At 36.3% G+C, this 17,605-nt stretch carries 10 protein-coding genes; 3 read left to right on the forward strand and 7 right to left on the reverse strand.

The features are described 5' to 3' along the window. Positions 1 to 9 precede the first annotated feature (9 nt). Complete coding sequence (locus tag BLT04_RS08200) at positions 10 to 1,797, forward strand: metallophosphoesterase (RefSeq protein WP_089755295.1); 1,788 nt, start codon at positions 10 to 12, stop codon at positions 1,795 to 1,797. Positions 1,798 to 2,146: 349 nt separating this feature from the next. Here BLT04_RS08200 and BLT04_RS08205 read toward each other — a convergent pair whose 3' ends face one another. Then, positions 2,147 to 3,214, reverse strand: a complete 1,068-nt coding sequence (locus BLT04_RS08205; protein ID WP_089755296.1) for a phosphatidylinositol-specific phospholipase C1-like protein — start codon at positions 3,212 to 3,214, stop codon at positions 2,147 to 2,149. A gap of 330 nt (positions 3,215 to 3,544) precedes the next feature. Here BLT04_RS08205 and BLT04_RS08210 point away from each other — a divergent pair, with 330 nt between their 5' ends. Both BLT04_RS08210 and BLT04_RS08215 read left to right on the forward strand, forming a co-directional pair. After that, positions 3,545 to 6,589, forward strand: a complete 3,045-nt coding sequence (locus BLT04_RS08210; RefSeq protein ID WP_089755297.1) for a SusC/RagA family TonB-linked outer membrane protein — start codon at positions 3,545 to 3,547, stop codon at positions 6,587 to 6,589. Positions 6,590 to 6,607: 18 nt separating this feature from the next. After that, complete coding sequence (locus BLT04_RS08215; protein WP_089755298.1) at positions 6,608 to 8,374, forward strand: RagB/SusD family nutrient uptake outer membrane protein; 1,767 nt, start codon at positions 6,608 to 6,610, stop codon at positions 8,372 to 8,374. 243 nt (positions 8,375 to 8,617) lie between these two features. Here BLT04_RS08215 and msrA read toward each other — a convergent pair whose 3' ends face one another. The 6 genes from msrA to BLT04_RS08245 form a co-directional block, all read right to left on the reverse strand. Then, positions 8,618 to 9,172, reverse strand: coding sequence for a peptide-methionine (S)-S-oxide reductase MsrA (gene msrA / locus BLT04_RS08220; protein WP_089755299.1), 555 nt, complete (start codon positions 9,170 to 9,172; stop codon positions 8,618 to 8,620). Positions 9,173 to 9,694: 522 nt separating this feature from the next. Then, a complete protein-coding gene (locus tag BLT04_RS08225) occupies positions 9,695 to 10,663 on the reverse strand; it encodes an ROK family protein (protein ID WP_089755300.1) in 969 nt (322 codons plus the stop codon). Between the two features lie 84 nt (positions 10,664 to 10,747). Then, a complete protein-coding gene (locus tag BLT04_RS08230) occupies positions 10,748 to 11,959 on the reverse strand; it encodes a PepSY-associated TM helix domain-containing protein (protein WP_089755301.1) in 1,212 nt (403 codons plus the stop codon). Between the two features lie 60 nt (positions 11,960 to 12,019). After that, entirely contained in the window at positions 12,020 to 14,137 is a 2,118-nt protein-coding gene (locus BLT04_RS08235; protein WP_089755302.1) for a TonB-dependent receptor, read from the reverse strand. A 1-nt stretch (position 14,138) separates the two neighbouring features. Continuing rightward, positions 14,139 to 15,341, reverse strand: a complete 1,203-nt coding sequence (locus BLT04_RS08240) for a PepSY-associated TM helix domain-containing protein (protein ID WP_089755303.1) — start codon at positions 15,339 to 15,341, stop codon at positions 14,139 to 14,141. A 49-nt stretch (positions 15,342 to 15,390) separates the two neighbouring features. Further along, complete coding sequence (locus BLT04_RS08245; protein WP_089755304.1) at positions 15,391 to 17,520, reverse strand: TonB-dependent siderophore receptor; 2,130 nt, start codon at positions 17,518 to 17,520, stop codon at positions 15,391 to 15,393. Positions 17,521 to 17,605: the final 85 nt, after the last annotated feature.

The following is a 17,605-nucleotide window of genomic DNA, read 5'->3' on the forward strand; positions in this document are numbered from 1 at the left end:
TATTTTAAGATGAATAAAGGAATATTTTCACTTTTGCTTTTTGCTTTTTCAGTGTTTTCTGCTCAGAAACCGGTGCAGATTGCGTTTCTTTCGGATGTGCATTTTCAGGATTTGTATGGAAGCTTTTCGGATAGCGATTTTAAAGGAATTATCAATCCCCAAACAGGCAAGCCAACCATTCTGAGAACGATGGATTCGCAATTGCATTCTACCCGGATTTTTAATGAAAATTATTTTGCGTTTCTGAAAGCATTAGATGATATTGCGGCAAAAGGAATTAAAATTGTAGCCATGCCCGGAGATTTTTCGGATGACGGACAAGCATACAACCTGCATGGGCTCCACAAAATTCTGGATCAGTATCACAAAAATTATGGCATTGATTTTTACATCACCACGGGAAATCACGACCCGGTTGGTCCGTTTCGTCACGATGCGGGAAAAGATGATTTTCTAGGTGAAGACGGAAGTCCTCTAGGAATTTACAGCAAAGAAAATCTTGGAAAGACAAAGAATAAAATCATTACAAAAGACATTGCTGAATCTGGCTATTTAGAGATTTTGGATGAATTAAAAGCTTTTGGTTTTTATCCTAAAAAAGAAAATCTCTATTGGAATACACCTTTCGATCAGGATTCTTATAAAAATTATTCATTTGAAAAGGCCTTTCAAAAAGCCGATTATTCAAAAAGAATGTATGAGGTTGAAAAAGGTTTTTCCGTGCCCGATCTGAGTTATGTTGTTGAACCTGTGAAAGGAATTTGGCTGATCGCCATCGATGGAAATACGTACATTCCAAAAAATCTTAATGGAAATCCCGATGATCCTGACAATTATCGCGGTGCAAGTATCGGTTATAATAATGTGCTGACCAATAAAAAGCATTTGATCGAGTGGGTGAAAAAAATCACACAGGAAGCGAAAATTAACGGAAAAACTGTTGTCGCGTTCACCCATTATCCAATGATCGATTATAATGAAGGGGCAACGAATGAAATTAAAAATCTGTTAGGCGAAAAGAAATGGCAGCTGGAAAGAGTTCCGGATGAAGAAGTAGCAAAAGCCTTTGCAGAAGCCGGTTTGCAAATACATTTTGCAGGACACATGCACATCAACGATACAGGAATCCGGAAAATTGGAGATAAAATGTTGGTGAATGTTCAGGTTCCGTCATTGGCGGCGTATCTGCCAAGCTATAAAATTCTGACAATTCATTCTCCTGAAAAGATGGAAGTAGAAACGGAAGTTTTAAATGATGTTCCTCGTTTTGACGAATTATTTCCTTTGTATGAAAAGGAATTTGAAGCATTAAGTAAAAACAAGAATAATATACTTTGGAATAAAGATATTCTGAAAACAAAATCCTACCATGATTTCATGCTGTTTCACTTGAAAGAATTGGTTCGGTTGAGAATGATTCCAGATGATTGGCCGAAAGATTTTATTGAAAAAACGAAATCCTTAAATGGAGAAGATCTGCTTTTTCTCGCACAAAAATCAAACCCTGAATTCAAGCAAAAAATTAATTCAAAACCATTTACCCAATGGAATTTTGAAGACTTGCTATTTGATTTGTATAAATTCCAATCCGCAGACGAATTAGCAAAAAAAGACATTCCTAAAGAGAGGCTGCAACAGTATCAAACGCTGGAAAAGTTGTTTGAAACCAATCGATCTCAGGATACTTTCATCATACAGTTAAAGTCTGTATTTAAAATACTTTCTTTACTGTCAAACGGAGATCCCGCAGATCATTTCGAAATAGATTTGAAAAAACATGAGATAAAAAGATTGTAGTTTTTTTATTTTCCACAGATTTGACTTCGTCGAATTTACATTTCACGAATCGACACGGATTGGGTTTTATCTTTGTGCTATTCGTGAAAATATTGGTGTTATTTGTGTTTGAAAATTTTTAAACGCAAAGATTAATTATTTAAACTTTTGAGTTTAGAAAGCAAAGGTAAATAAAATTTGCTGCGCGAAGCTTAAACGTGAGCTTAATCAAATCAATTTATTGATCCTCCTTTGCTCCTTAATATTACATTCTTAAAAAATCAACTTTGTGTTAAACTCCTAACCAAAATCAAAAAAAAGACTGCCCGAAAAATCAGACAGCCTTTCCCCTTTAATATGATTTTACAATTTATTTTCCGTTGACGGGATTTCTCCTTTCGTAGGTATTATTGTCAAAACTAATTTTATAGTTTGACTTAAAAAGCTTACTCGGCTGGTAATAATCTGTCGTGATCACCTGCGCACCGCTTTCTTTTGCTTTTTCAAATCTTGAATAATCTTCTTTTCTCGCTTCCATCGTATCGGCATCGGCTCTTGTTCGGATGATATAGCCTTGTTTTACCAGATCATTAATCTTCGGACTTGGATCATTCATAAATAAAACTGCAGATTCAGGCGTTCCCGGAGCTGAATTGGTGAAAACCATTCTTCCTTTCAAAGAAGGATGTCCTTCCATATAAATATCTCTGTTTTCACTGTTGTTATCCAGTACAAACAGGAATTTTCCTTTGGCATCTTTTACGGTGGGCCAGTTTTTATGTAAAACGGCTTCGTTCAATGTTGTGTAAGAACCGCGAATATCGTCAGGCGTAATGATTTTATTTTTACCTAAATATTTTTTTAACTCATTATCAAGATCATCAAAAAGTTTTGAAGTATAATGTTCCGGTTCTGTTCCGAATGTATTGGCTTTTCCGTCTTTTGGTTCAAGCGTGATAAAAACAGGATCGTGATCAGGGTGTGCATCAGACCATTTTTTAAGATCTTTTAAACAATCTTCCAATGTGTAATATTGAGTCTGATAATCAATATCTGTAATGTGAATCATTTTATAGCCCGGTTTCTTCATTTTCCCTTCCGGATCGAATGGTTGTGTGGTTTTTACAAGGTCTAAAATTTTCGGATGGGCATATTTTCCGCCTTTGCTGTCTGCATACACATCAATTTCCAGATTTCTTAATCCTAAATCCAATTGTTGAGGAATCGGAATATGTTCGTACTGAATTCTTGGAAGAAAATTCAACGTATCTTTTTTAGCTAAATAACTGTAAACTTCCGGAAGAATGGCTTTTTTATAAGAATTATGCGAGCCAATCACCTGGATTTGGTTAATTTTTAAATCATTCAAATTTTGAGATTGCGCCTGGAATAGGTTTAATGAAAATAAATACAAACCTATGAAAACTGCCTTTTTCATTGCTTCAATTTTTGTAAGGCGAAATTAGGAAGACTTTTCGCCAGGCAAATTACATATTATGTTAAGTCTGTTTTAAGCTTTTGTAAATGCGAAAAATTAAACGTTTGTAATGTGTTGATAACTAATAGAATGATAATTTATCATTTTGGGATATTTATGTTTTGTTGATTTTAACATAATATTCTGTTAAAACGATTTCGTGGTATATCCTTTTACTTTGTATGCCGAAAATGAAACGAATAAAGGTTATAAAAAAACCACTGTTGCGGCAACAACAGCGGCTTTTTTATAAGCAATGTAACGTTGATCACAATTACTTTACTTAAAAATATGTACCACAAAATTAATTTATTTAAGGTTAAAAAGCTAATTCCAATAGCAATAATCTTTCTCGCAGCGGGCAATGCCCAGGCAGAAGGATTTACCAAGAATCACTTTGCTTTCTCGCAGGTGAGAGAAACGATCTCCGGAAGAATTTTGGATCAGGAAGGATCAGCGATTGAAGGCGCAAAAATTACTGTTGTAGAAACGGGAGAAACGGCAACTTCCGATGCTTCAGGAAATTTCACGATTTCAGCTTCGGTCGGGCAGACTTTATCCGTTTCTTATGATGGATATCAGGCTCAAATCGTGAAAATTTCCGGAACTTCTGTTTTGATTAATTTAAAATCTAAAAAAGAAGCCACTTCTATTGAAGAGGTTACTCTTGTAGGTTACGGTTCCCAGAAAAAATCTGATTTAACGGGAGCTGTAAGTCAATTGAAGGCAGAAAATTTCAAAGAAGGAATGAATATTTCCGTTGATAATTTAATGCAGGGAAAAATTGCGGGTGTTCGTATCGTTCAGTCGAGCGGTGAGCCCGGAGCTGGAGTAAATGTTTCGATCCGAGGAATCGGTTCCATCAGAAGCGGAAGTACCCCTTTATTTGTTGTAGACGGAGTTCCTTTGAGCAATGATGCGGTAAGCGCCCAAAGCCCGAATGTGGGGTTGGGAAATACACAGGCAAAAAATCCGCTGAACTTCTTGAATACCAGCGATATTGAATCTATTACTGTTTTGAAAGATGCGTCCGCAGCGGCAATCTACGGAGCAAGAGGTTCAAACGGTGTTGTTTTGGTAACCACGAAAAGAGGGAAGAAGGGAGAGCCGATGTTTACATACGATACCTATTTAGGTTTTTCTTCTGTAATAAAAAAATTAGATTTAATGACTGCTGATGAATACAGAGCAGCAGGAATAAATAAAGCGTACGACCACGGTGGAAACACAGACTGGCAGGATGAAATCTATAGAAATGCAGTTTCGTCAAACCACTCGATTTCATTTTCAAAAGCGACGGAAACGGGAAACTATTTTGCGTCAATTTCTCACATGGACCAAGATGGTATCGTTCTGAACAGCAGCTTCAAAAGAACAACAGCCCGTTTGAATGCAGAAGAATCTTTCTTTGATAATAAAAGATTAAAAATTAAAGTAAATCTTACCGCGAGTGACATCAAGGAAACAGGAATTCCGAACGGAGGTAATGCAGGATCCGACGGCCAGGTAATTATCCACGCGTTGATGGCAAATCCTACACGTTCTGTGTATGATGAAAACGGAAATTATACCAATTTCAACATGAATGCTCATTATAATCCTTTGTATTTATTGAGTGTTTATAATGATAAAACCAATACATTCAGAGTGTTGGGGAATACGGAAGCGACGTTGAGAATTTTACCCGGATTAAATTATAAATTCAATTTAGGGATCGACAAAACAATGTCGGAAAGAAATACCACAATGTACCCGAATGTTACCGATAGAACACCAAAAGGAATGTACGTTCAGGCAAATCTGGATTCTTATAATGTGCTTTTGGAACATTATTTAACCTATGATTTTAGTTTAAACAGAAATAACTTTAGCGTGTTAGGCGGCTTCTCTTATCAGAAATTCAAATCTACAGGCACTTATTTCGGAGTAAAAGATATTGCGGCTCAGGGCGCGGGAATTGCTCCGGAAATTAATCCGGGATATTCAGGAACGGCATTTGTTCCGGGAGCGGGCTATGCTCAGGAAAACGAATTACAGTCGTATTTCGGAAGGGTAAATTACAATTTTGATAAAAAATATTTATTAACGGCTTCATTAAGAGCAGATGGTTCCACCCGTTTCGGAAAGAACAACAAATACGGATATTTCCCTTCTGTGGCTGTGGGCTGGACGATGTCTAATGAAAATTTCTTAAAAGATTCTCAATTTATCAATGAATTAAAATTAAGAGGAAGCTGGGGACAGACCGGTAACCAGGAAGTTCCGAACAAAATTACACAGGCGAGCTCTTCACTGACGCAGGCCGCAGGATATTATTTATATGATAATTTAAATCTGATCAACGGAGTTTCGATCAACAGAACCGTAAATCCTGATCTGAAATGGGAAGTTGTGGAGCAAACCAATATCGGTGCAGATTTCAGTTTATTAAAAAATAAATTGTATGGCTCATTGGAATATTACCACAAAATAACGAAAGATCCTATTTTAAATATTCCTTCAAGCCCTCTGAGCCCTACAAGTACAGTTTGGAGAAATGTTGATGCGCAGATCGTTAATAAAGGTTTTGAATTCTCTTTAGGTTCAGAAATTATTAAAAATGAAAATTTTACCTGGAACTTTGATGTAAACGGAGCAACGGTAAATAATGTGGTGAAAGATCTTCCTGTTTCCGCGATTTATTCCGGAGAAGTTTCAGGACCAGGGCTTTCAGGAGTTACAGCCAATATTTATAAAAATGGTTACGAAGCCGGATCTTTTTACATGTATAATTATTTGGGAGTTGATGCCAACGGAAAATACATCTATGAAGACATCAATGCAGACGGAAGAATCGATCAGAATGACAGAAAGATTTTTGAAGGCGCGCTTCCGAACTTTACTTTCGGGATTAATTCTTACATGAAATACAAGAAGTTTGATTTTGCATTCTCTTTCATCGGGCAAACGGGAGGTTATCTGGTAAATAATACAGCCCTGGATTTAAATATCAACAACTTGGCTTCAGACAGAAACGTTTTGAAAAATTTCTACGATTCCGGGGCAAATTTCACAAACCAACCGCAATTATCTTCTTTATATCTTGAAAAATCAGACTTTCTGCGTCTGAACAATGTAAGATTAGGATATACTTTTGATATGAATCAGTTAAAATTCCTGAAAAGCATCAATCTTTATGTAAGCGCGCAGAATTTATTTACGATTACCAGCTATACGGGGTATGATCCGCTTGTGGATACAAACAAGCAGGTTGGCGGAAACCAGTCTTTGGGAATTGATTACACGACGTATCCGTCTGCGAAAACTTTCATTTTAGGAGCAACTGTTAAATTTTAATTTAAGCTAAAAGAAATAATGAAATCTAATTTTTTAAATAGTATTAAAGTAGTTTTATCCTTTGCTGTACTTGCTTTAGTGGGATGTACAAATCTGGATGAGCAAGTGATTGATGAGGTATTGGGATCTGAAATTGCAGATTCTGAAGCGGCTTTGGCGGCAGCTTATAGCCAGCTTGGGGAAGGAACTTTTGTAGACCACGGAAGTGTTTTTGCGCTGCAGGAATATTCTACTGACGAAGCTATATTGCCAACAAGAGGAAGTGATTGGGGAGATGGTGGAAAATGGAGAGCAATGCACGAATTTACATGGGATGCCAATAGTGATGTCGTAAAAACAACATGGAATCAATTGAATTTCGGGATTACAAAGTCTTTAACAGCAATATCAAGCGCAAGCAAAAGTACAGGAGCCAATAAGGCGCTGTTTTTAGCGGAAGCAAAAGGGCTGTTGGCATATTACACCTATACAACGATTGATTTGTTTGGTCAGGCGCCTTACAGGGATCCGGATAATATCAATGCTCCGATTCAGATCAGAAAGGCAGAAACAACAATTGATGCTTTAATCACTGAAGTGGAAGGGCTTATTCCGAATTTGGCGGATATTAAGACTCAAAATACACACGCCGGAAGATTTACAAAACAGGCAGCGTATGCACTTTTGGCAGATATGTATCTGAACAGGGCGGTTTTGAAGAACAGAATGGCAAGCAATTTCAATTTTACAGAACAGGCGGTAAATGGAAGCGGAACGGATATGGATAAAGTAATCGAATATTCTAATTTGTTGATTAATAACCCGAATTTCAGCTTAGAGTCTAATTATTTCCACAATTTTGATATCAATAATGATACAAGCAAGGAAATGATTTTTACGATAGTTCAGAAGAAAATTGCCAATTCAGATAAAGGTTCGGATAATGATTTAGCATATATGTCAATGGAAAGAATCCAAAAACCTTCGCCTGACAACAGAGGAACAAACGCAAATTGTGTTACCCCGGAATTCTATTATTCTTGGAACGGGAATCATAATGATCCTCGTTTCCAGAGAACCTACCAGTATGATGACGGAACTTGGTTCAGAAACGACGGAACGGATGTAAGTGTGCCTTCAACAAGCAAAGTGGAAGGTACAGGAAAACCTTGGTTCCACTTCAACAGAGGATTACAGGTTGGCCAGCAATATGGTCCGAAAATTCTTGCCAACGGAAATTTTGACCTGACTTCTGACGGAAGAATTAAAGTATATAAATTATTCACAGAAAAAAATACAACGTTAGCCGCAGATTTTACTCCGGAATTAAACTTCGACAGCCCTTCGGAAGCTGTATTTACACAGGCTCAGATCAACAGGGGAGTACGGGTTTTCAAGTTTGAATTTGATCCAGGCTACGGAAACAACGGAACAAGCGGAATGGATGTTCCGTTATACAGATTAGGAACAATCTACATGATGAGAGCCGAGGCGTATTTCAGAAGCGGAAATATTTCTGCAGCTTTGGCTGATGTTAATAAATTAAGATTAAGCAGAACAAATGACGCTTTAAAGGGCAATGCTCCCGGCGTTGCGCTTGCTTCTCTGGATTCTGAGACATTATTCAGAGAGTCGGGATTTGAATTGTACTGGGAAATGTACAGAAGAAAAGCAATGATCAGATTCGGTAAATTTGATTTGCCGGGAACTGCAAAGCCGGCTTCACAACCTTACAGAAGGATTTTCCCAATTCCTCAGGCAACGCTTGATGCTTCATCTTCATTTACACAAAATCAGGGATATTAAGTCACTTCATATCAAATTAATTTTGCAACAAAAGCGAAGAGGTTTTTCTCTTCGCTTTATTTTTTATACTTATCCGATTAAACTTGTTATTCTGAAGAATCTCAACGATGATTTATAATTCAACCTCTAAAAAGCAAGCATAGACAACACAATGGATAGATTTCTGTTAAGAGGAACGGGCTTTAGCCCGTTTAATAAAAAAATAATAAATCATCCGGCTTTAGCCAAAATTAAAAACATTTATTATTCTTCATTCAACATTCCCAATTCCCCGAAATGTTTTTTAAACTTCTGAATCTTCGGGCCTACAACCGCACTGCAATAAGGCTGTGTCGGGTTTTCATTGTAATATCCCTGGTGGTATTGCTCGGCAGGCCAGAATTTCTCAAACTTTGTTAATTCAGTCATATAAGTTCCAGGCCATCTTCCTGATTCCTGAGATGTTTTGACAGCTTCTTCGGCTTTGACTTTTTCAGCATCATCTTTATAATAAATTACCGAACGGTATTGAGTCCCAATATCATTTCCCTGTCTGTTGAGCTGGGTTGGATCGTGAAGAAAGAAAAATACATCCATTAATTGCTCATAAGAAATGATTTTAGGATCATAAGTGATCTGTACCACTTCTGCATGGCCGGTTTCTCCGGTGTACACTTCCTCATAAGTCGGATTGTCCTTACGACCTCCTGAATAGCCTGAAATTGCAGATTGTACCCCTTTCAGCATATTGAAGCAGCTTTCCACGCACCAAAAGCATCCGCCTCCGAAAGTGATCTGCTCTAAATTATTTTTATCCATTTTAGGTTAATTATTTATGTCAATGTTTTTCTCTTTTTAGCATTAAATTAATTGAGAAAAGCAGATCAAAAATAAGAAAAACTTTTTCAAATAATGTTCTATAAACTCTTCTAAACGTAAATTGTGATCATAGATGAGACAAATTGTTTTAAACAGAAATCTTTAATTGAAATTTAATTTTAAAATTAAAAATCAACAACATCTTTATCCTTGTGGAAGAATCTAAGCTTTATTATTAGAGATCCTTCGACTGCTTCGCGCTCAGGATGACAACTCTAATACTAATTGTTATTTTCGCACTGTCATGCTGAGCGCGAAGCAGTCGAAGCATCTCAACAACCTAAATAAATCTTTGCTTTTAAACTTTAAATACAAATAACACAAATGATTTTCACGAATAACACAAACATCTGTGTAAATCCGTGAAACGTAAGTTCGGCGAAGCCAAATCTGTGGTTAAATATCAAAAACAAAAAAAGCACCCTCAAAAAGGATGCTCAATATATTTTAAATAGCTTTCAATTATTTTTCCCAAACCAAAGCACTTGCTCCTAAAATAGCAGCATCAGCTTCATTCAGCTCACTGAAAACCAATTTTACTTTATTTCTGAAAATCGGAAGAAGGTTTCTTTCCATGTGAAGTTTTGTAGGCTTTAAGATAAAATCTCCCGCTTTGATAACTCCACCAAATAAAAGAATAGCTTCCGGGGAAGAAAACATGACAAAATTGGCCAATGCTTCTCCTAATTTCTGACCTGTATATCTGAAAACCTCAATAGAAATAGGGTCACCTTTTACAGCACATTCGTAAACGGTTTTAGAATTAATTTCTTCTTCGGGAAACTGGCTGAGCATAGATTCCGGGAATTCTGCTCTCATTTTTTTTGCCGTGATCGCGATTCCTGTTGCGGATGCATATGCTTCAAGACTTCCTTCAGAACCGGTGCTCCAGTGTTTTCTTCCGCCTGGCTTTACGATCGTGTGGCCCAATTCTCCTGCAAACCCGTCATGTCCGTAGATTAATTTTCCACTGGCTACGATTCCGCTTCCAACGCCTGTTCCCAGAGTGATCATGATGAAATCTTTCATTCCGCGTGCTGCTCCGAAAAGCATTTCACCAAAAGCTGCCGCATTGGCATCGTTGGTTACCGTACAGGGCATATTGAATTTCGCGGTCATCATTTCCCCAAAAGGGACAACGCCTTTCCAGGGTAAATTGGGCGCCTGCTCGATGGTTCCTTTATAATAGTTGCCGTTTGGTGCACCGACTCCGATCCCGTCGAAGTTTTTTTCTTTACCGTGGCTTTCGATTAAAGGCTGGATCTTTTCATATAAAGCATCGATGAAATCTTCAACCTTTTCATATTCATCAGTTTTCAAATATCCTTTTTCAAGAACTTCTCCACGATGGTTTACTACCCCGAACTTTGTGTTCGTTCCGCCTATGTCAATACCTAGGGCAACGTGTTTTGATAAATCTATTAATGACATTTCTATTCTTAATTCTAAAAGGTTAAAATTATAAAAAAGATTGTATTAATGGATTATTAACTACAGAATTATTAAAAAAAGTTTTCATGCAGATTTCAAGGTCTTCTTTTTTCTTCTTCCCCACCATATCATAAAACCGGTGACTGGTAATGAGGCACATATGAGGCTTACAATGAATGCAATAATCTTTGTCGGAAGTCCTAAAATAGATCCCACGTGAATATCATAGTTGGCGCCAACCACTTTTTCTCCAAAATTTTTGTCTTTAGGGTCGTGAGCATGAAGAAGCTCTCCTGAGTTTTCATCAAAAATCAAGCTGCTGCTTTTATGATAAGAATAAGATAAATGTTTAACGTAAACTTCAAAATTCGGGTGCTCATGATCATCCATGTGCGGATGGCCCAAATCAATAGAAAATCCGTAAGAATCCGGATATTTTGCTTTAACAGTGTTGCTTATTTTGTCTAAAGTTCCTTCTGTCCTCTGCTCAATCGGGGCTCTTGTTTTAATAAAAGAAAAATCCGGATATTGAGTTTCGCCGCCTGAAAAGATGACATATATGGTCGCCTGGACCACAAAAAATGCATAAAACAATCCTGTAATGGTAAAAATCAGTGCAAAAATTGAGGCATAGAATCCTAATACATTGTGAAGATCATAATTCTTTCTTTTCCAGCTTTTTACGTTTTTCCATTTGAATGAGAACCGTTGTTTTCTGGCTGCTTTATTTTTAGGCCACCAAAGGATAATTCCTGAAATCAGCATTATAACAAAAATAATCACGGGAATTCCCACCACATAAGTTCCCCAATCCTGCTTCAAAAGATAGCTCCAGTGAATCATTTTTACAATTTGAAAAAAACCGTTTTTCTCGTCGTAAGTTCTTAACACTTTTCCGTTGTAAGGATTGACGTATGCTACTTTGTAAATGGGGAATTCATCAAAATAATTCCAGGCTTTCGGGTTGTGTTCGTACCAGTAAAAAAGATAAGACATCTTTTTATCAATAGGAATATTAACCCAGTGAACGGGATATTTTTCTTTAACCTGCTCTGCCACAGATTTCTCCAGAACACGGATCGGAAGAATCTGCTTTTGATCAATATTTTGCTCGTTATGATAAATAACGTCTTTTCTGGTAATGTTCTCCACTTCATCCTTAAAAACATACAAAGCACCGGTAATGGAAATGATGAAAATTAAAAATCCAATACCTAAACCCAACCACAGATGCAGCTTTCCGGTCCATTTTTTAAATGTGCTTGGTTTTTTCTTATGATGATGTTTTTTCTTCATTTTTTCAGCAGAAAAGTAAAATAAAGTCCAAAGATAGAGCTTTAAATTTATTTAGATTAATTAAAATTTATATTCAATCATGAAAGTTCCTCTCATTCCTAAAGAATTGGTAAAATCGCTGTCTCTCGCAGCCCACCAGGCAATTGCGGGCTGATATAATTTGTTAAATACATTTTCAATGCCTAGCGAAAGTCTCCAGCTTTTATTAATATCATAACTTGATTTGAAGTTAAATACAGTGTATTCCGGGACTTCACCTTCTCCGTAAGCATATAAACCTGTTTTTGTATTCGGATCAAATCTGTCCTGTCCGAAAGCATGAAGCATATCAAGTCCGACAGATAAATTCTGTGTTGGTTTTACCTGAACATAAGCCAAAACTTTCGGGGCAGAAATTCTGCTGTTGTTGATTTTCGTTGAATAATCTCCGTCGTCTTTTACAGAAGTGATGCCTTCCATCCAGCTGTAGCTTCCACCGAAATTGATCCATTTAACGGGTGTAAAATGTAAAAAACCTTCCACACCATACACAATTTCCGGAGCTCTTTGAATCGTCAAAGCTCTGTCGGGGCTTTGGATGAAGGTTGCGCCTAGTTTTGATGTGCTCACATAAGAAGTCACTTCATAATTCAGCCATTTTGCGATCTGTCCTGTTGCTCCCAATTCGTAATTATTAACGATAATTGGTTTTGTTTCAAGGTTGTTGATCGTGTCGGAAGTTGAGGTTCTTAAAATTCTTCCCAATTCGTTGATGGAATACGCCTGTGAAAAGCTTCCGAATACATTAATATAATTTTCAATATTATAACGGACTCCGATGTTGCCGACAAAGGCATTGTATTTTAATTCTCCGCCGGTTACGAAGATGCTTTTAGTGAAAGTTCCGTCGGTTTTTAATGTTGAAAGGGTGTTAAAATCGCCTACTTTTACATTCATGTTTTCATAGCGAAGACCTCCTTTTAAGGTTAATTTTTTGAATAAATCAACTTTAACCAGCATGAAAGGGGCAATATTCGTCATGTCCATATCCGGCGTCCAGTAACGTCCGTCTTCTAGCTTTTGAACGGTTTGGTCATTTAAAATATCAACTCCGTAAATAACTTCTCCCTGAGAATTCTGAGAATTCCATAATTGGGTGTCAAAATTTACCCTTGCTCCTTTTTTCTTTGAAATGACGTTGGACTGACCTCCATTTAAGAACGTATCGCTATATCCGTAAACGGTTCTGAAGTCCTGTAAATAAAGGTTTAAATTTAATGAAGTATTCCAGAAAATATTTTTATTGTCGTAGCTTATTTTTACATTATGATTTCTGGGTGTTCCCTGTGGGGTTGTTTCGAGATTTAATCCTCGTCCTTCTCCAATGGTTGGTGTAATCCCATATTTTCCTGTTTTTAAGCCTAAATCTAAGTCTGATTTTGAAGCATATCCAATATAGGAGACTTCAATTCTTTGATTGTCAGTGATGTCGTAGCCTAGCTTCAACATTCCGTTGTAGTTATCCATTTTTGCGGGGCTGTATGTCGGACTTAAATTAACACCATCCGCATCTTTCATATAACCTGTTCTTTCGTAAGCAAAAGAAGCTGCATAATCGAATTTATTGGTGATTTTTCCTGACAAAAACTGGCTGGCTCTTACCCCAAGAGTTCCTCCGTAAGGCTGCCCGGTGATGCCGACCTGAGAAATCCCCGAAATCTTTTTATCTGACTTGCTTTTTCTTGTAATATAATTAATGATTCCTCCATCTGCACCGTTTCCGTAGATCGACGAAGCTCCTTTGATTACTTCAATTCTTTCAATTACCGAAGGATCGATAGATCTTAAATCTCTTGCACCGTTTCGAAGCGGGGTAGACTGCGGAATCCCATCAATTAAAACCAAAACCTGACGCCCTCTCAAAGTTTGTCCGGTATTTGAAGTCTGCCCGGAACTTGTCGCCAAACTCGGCACCGTATATTGTAAAATGCTTGTAATATCTGAATTTACAGTAAGTTGGGCTTGCACTTGCTTTTCACCAACAATCGTTACAGAACTTGGTATTTCTTTGATATTTTCTCTTTTTCTTGAAGCAGTAAGGACAACTTCATCTACATCTTTTACCTGTAAAGAGTCTGTTTTCTGCGCAAATGTGGTGATGGTAGCTAAAGTTGCTACAGATAAGATGATTTTTTTCATTTTAAAGCTTAATTCCTTTTTTCTTTTGTTTCCCCAACCATACTAAAAATCCTGTGACAGGCAATGATGTGCAGATTAATCCTGCCATAAACCAGATGATTTTTCCAAACAAGCCAAAATATGAACCTGTATGAATGTCATAATTGGCATTGACGTATTTTTCTGCGTTACTTAAATCCTGATGAGGTTTATTTGCTAATAATTTTCCGGAATATTTATCAAAAACAAGCTGATTTCTGATAGCAAATCTTCCGTCTTCTCCGTAAACAGTGACAGGAATATTCTTTAAGTCTTTTCCTTTTTTATTTTTTCCGTTTAATGGAATTCTGAAGCTTGATGAGCCTGAATATAATTTTCGTGTTTCTAAAACTGTAAGATCAAAAACCGAATTGTTTTTTGCTAACAATGAATCTGGAGACTTGATTTCCTTCTCTTTCGGAAGATCAATTGAGCCGGACAATGTAAAATTGAATACATTTTTTACCCAGGGGTAAGCAAAATATATTCCCGATAAACTTAATATTAAAGCGATAAATGATGCATAAAATCCTAAAATGCTGTGAAGATCATAGTTTTTACGCTTCCAGTTTTTTCCATTTTTCCAGTCGAATGAGAAACGGGATTTTCTCATTTTTTTGTTCTTTGGCCACCAAAGGATAATTCCTGTAATCAGCATAATAATAAAAAGCACAACCGGAATTCCGATCACATATTTTCCCCAGTCAGAATTTAATAACAAACTCCAGTGAATAGCTTTTAAAATAGGAAAGAGGTCATATTTTTCATTATAAATTCCAAGAATCTGTCCTGTATATTGATTGACGTAAATAAGTTTATTGATTTTTACCTCGTCAAAATAATTCCAGGCTTTTTTATCTTTTTCGTAATATAAGAATTCGTAAGATTTGCTTTTATCTAAATGAATTTCAACCGAACTGATCGGATATTTTTCATTCACTTCCACGGCGACTTTTTCTCTCAAAACCTCAAGAGATAGTGGCTGTTGGCTGATTGTTTCTTTCTTTACATAAATCGCATCTTTACGAATCTGATTCTGAATTTCATCCTTAAAAATATACGTCGTCCCCGTCAAAGCAACAATAAAGACGATAATCCCAACGGACAAACCAAACCACAAATGCAGTTTGGCAGACCATTTTTTTATAAAAGAAGGTTTTCTTTTATGATGATGTTTCTTCTTCATTAAAATATACTATTCCTGAATTTTCAGGAATAGTGAATATGTTTGCTGATTAAAATTTGTAATTTAAGCTTAGAGATAATGTTCTCAATCTTTGTGGTGATACTGTTGACCAACCGGTGAAATATTGTTTGTTGGCAATATTGTCAAGCTTTAGAATTAGACTGTATTTATCTTCGTTATATGATAGTGCGGCATTGAAAACAGTATAACTTGGTAATGCAAAAGTTCCTATTCCAGCTCTGTTTAATGTATAAAGCTCACTTGCTGAGTTAGCACCGAAACCAACTCCTACATTTTTCAAAGCACCTTCCTGTACTTTATAGTTTGCCCAAAAGTTGAAAATATTTTTTGGACCCGCTTCTTCAGGACGATATCCGATGTAAGTAGGATCTCCTGCAGTAACATCACTGTCATTATGGCTAAATCCTGCAATAATATTTAAACCTGTAATCGGGCTACCTACAACACTTACTTCGAAACCTTTACTTTCTACCTGACCACCTTGAATGCTGTTTAAGGCATTGCTTGGATCCGGCATTACCTTATCTTTTACCTTAATATTGTAATAACTTGCTGTAATTGATAATTTATCTTTTACCAAACTTGCTTTTGTTCCGACTTCCCATTGGTTCGCGTGCTCAGGATCAAAATACGCGAAATATTTTCCTCCGTTTGCATCAGTATTCTGAACGGGTTCTACATTTTGGAATCCATTCATATAATTAGCAAAAATTGATAATTTATCTTGAATTGGCTGATAAACTAAACCTAATTTAGGTGAAAAAGTAGTTGTCGCTTTTGATTTTTCCACAGCATAGGCTGTTGGGTTTCCTGTGAAATGATCTACTCTTGCACTTAACATGGCAGATAAATTTGGAAGGATATAAACGACATCTGAAATATATGCACTATAGATTTTTGTTTCCATTGATCCGATAGGATTTTGAGTGGAAAGTAATGCATTGTCTACGGCTCCTTGATTTAATTCTCCAGCCTTTGTATCTGTCTGATTAACTAAAGAAACCGTTCCAAAAGAACCCCATCCTGTGCCTCCAAGTATAAATTGTCTTTGGAAGAAATCTAATCCAAATAAGAATTTGTTCTTAACTTTTCCAATGTTGAAGTTTCCTACAATATTTTCCTGAATACCTGTTGTGTTGGTTTCTCCGCCTAATTTTGAAATAAATCTTGTGAATTCATTTCCATTTGCAGAATCCCACAAATATTGATTGTATCCATCAGTTTTGGTATTACCTCTTGAAACAATTGTTTGTGAAGTCCAGTTTTCGGAAATTTTATAATTAGCTTGAGCCTGAATATTAAAGGTTGAGTTTTTAATAGTTAAATCATTGCTCGTATATGATTTTTTATAATTTTGTTCAAATAAATCGATTGAATTGAACGATAATGGGCTATATCTGCTCAAAAATGTCATTGGAGCATTTGCTGCATCAGATTTTTTAATTTCAGTATTAACATAGAAAGTTAATCTGTCACTTGCAACATATTTAATCGAAGGAGCAACGTAAATTGATTCATAAAATCCTGCATCCTGAAATGAATTTTGTTTTTGATAAGACGCGTTTACTCTTGCATAAAGGTTTTTACCAATAGGAGAGTTTACATCTGCTGTTATTCTATTTAATCCGTAACCTCCTAAAACATATCCAACTTCACCTCCAAAATAATTATAAGGTTTTTTTGTAATTACATTAAGAAGACCCCCGTAAGAGATGACGCTGCCTCCGTATAAAGTTCCGGAAGGCCCTTTAATTGCTTCAATGGTTTCTATTCCAGCAGGATCTACAGTTCCGTTATTGAAAGCTGGCATACCGTTAACTAAATTGGCTTGTAATGAAAAACCTCTCATTGTATAATATTCTCCTCCATCATTTCCTCTACCTGTAGATTCCCATAATCTTGAAATACCAGTAATGTTCTTAAGAGCATCATTAAAACTCGTAGCAACCTGTTCTTTAATAACATTTTTATTAACCGTATTGTAAACCTGCGGATTTTCAATGTCTTTTAAAGGCATTTTATTAGCAGACTCACTGTCTTTATTTATATAGCCTGTAACGACTACTTCGTCAATATCATTTGATTTAATAGAATCTTTTTCTTGTGCAAACGTTAGCATAGAACCCAACATAGAAGCGCAGATCAGTACATTTTTCATGAAACTCAAAATTTTTGCAAATATATTGTTTTTAATTATTCTAAATAAATTTTTGAATTGATATTTATCATGAAAGTACTATACA

Source organism: Chryseobacterium soldanellicola (assembly GCF_900100115.1).
GTDB classification, from domain to species: domain Bacteria; phylum Bacteroidota; class Bacteroidia; order Flavobacteriales; family Weeksellaceae; genus Chryseobacterium; species Chryseobacterium soldanellicola.

Excerpts from the sequence above, each read along its gene's own strand:
- BLT04_RS08235 (WP_089755302.1), bottom strand. The coding sequence starts at position 14,137 with ATGAAAAAAATCATCTTATCTGTAGCAACTTTAGCTACCATCACCACA.
- BLT04_RS08245 (WP_089755304.1), bottom strand. The coding sequence starts at position 17,520 with ATGAAAAATGTACTGATCTGCGCTTCTATGTTGGGTTCTATGCTAACG.
- BLT04_RS08225 (WP_089755300.1), bottom strand. The coding sequence starts at position 10,663 with ATGTCATTAATAGATTTATCAAAACACGTTGCCCTAGGTATTGACATA.
- BLT04_RS08200 (WP_089755295.1), top strand. The coding sequence starts at position 10 with ATGAATAAAGGAATATTTTCACTTTTGCTTTTTGCTTTTTCAGTGTTT.
- BLT04_RS08215 (WP_089755298.1), top strand. The coding sequence starts at position 6,608 with ATGAAATCTAATTTTTTAAATAGTATTAAAGTAGTTTTATCCTTTGCT.
- BLT04_RS08240 (WP_089755303.1), bottom strand. The coding sequence starts at position 15,341 with ATGAAGAAGAAACATCATCATAAAAGAAAACCTTCTTTTATAAAAAAA.
- BLT04_RS08210 (WP_089755297.1), top strand. The coding sequence starts at position 3,545 with ATGTACCACAAAATTAATTTATTTAAGGTTAAAAAGCTAATTCCAATA.
- BLT04_RS08205 (WP_089755296.1), bottom strand. The coding sequence starts at position 3,214 with ATGAAAAAGGCAGTTTTCATAGGTTTGTATTTATTTTCATTAAACCTA.
- msrA (WP_089755299.1), bottom strand. The coding sequence starts at position 9,172 with ATGGATAAAAATAATTTAGAGCAGATCACTTTCGGAGGCGGATGCTTT.
- BLT04_RS08230 (WP_089755301.1), bottom strand. The coding sequence starts at position 11,959 with ATGAAGAAAAAACATCATCATAAGAAAAAACCAAGCACATTTAAAAAA.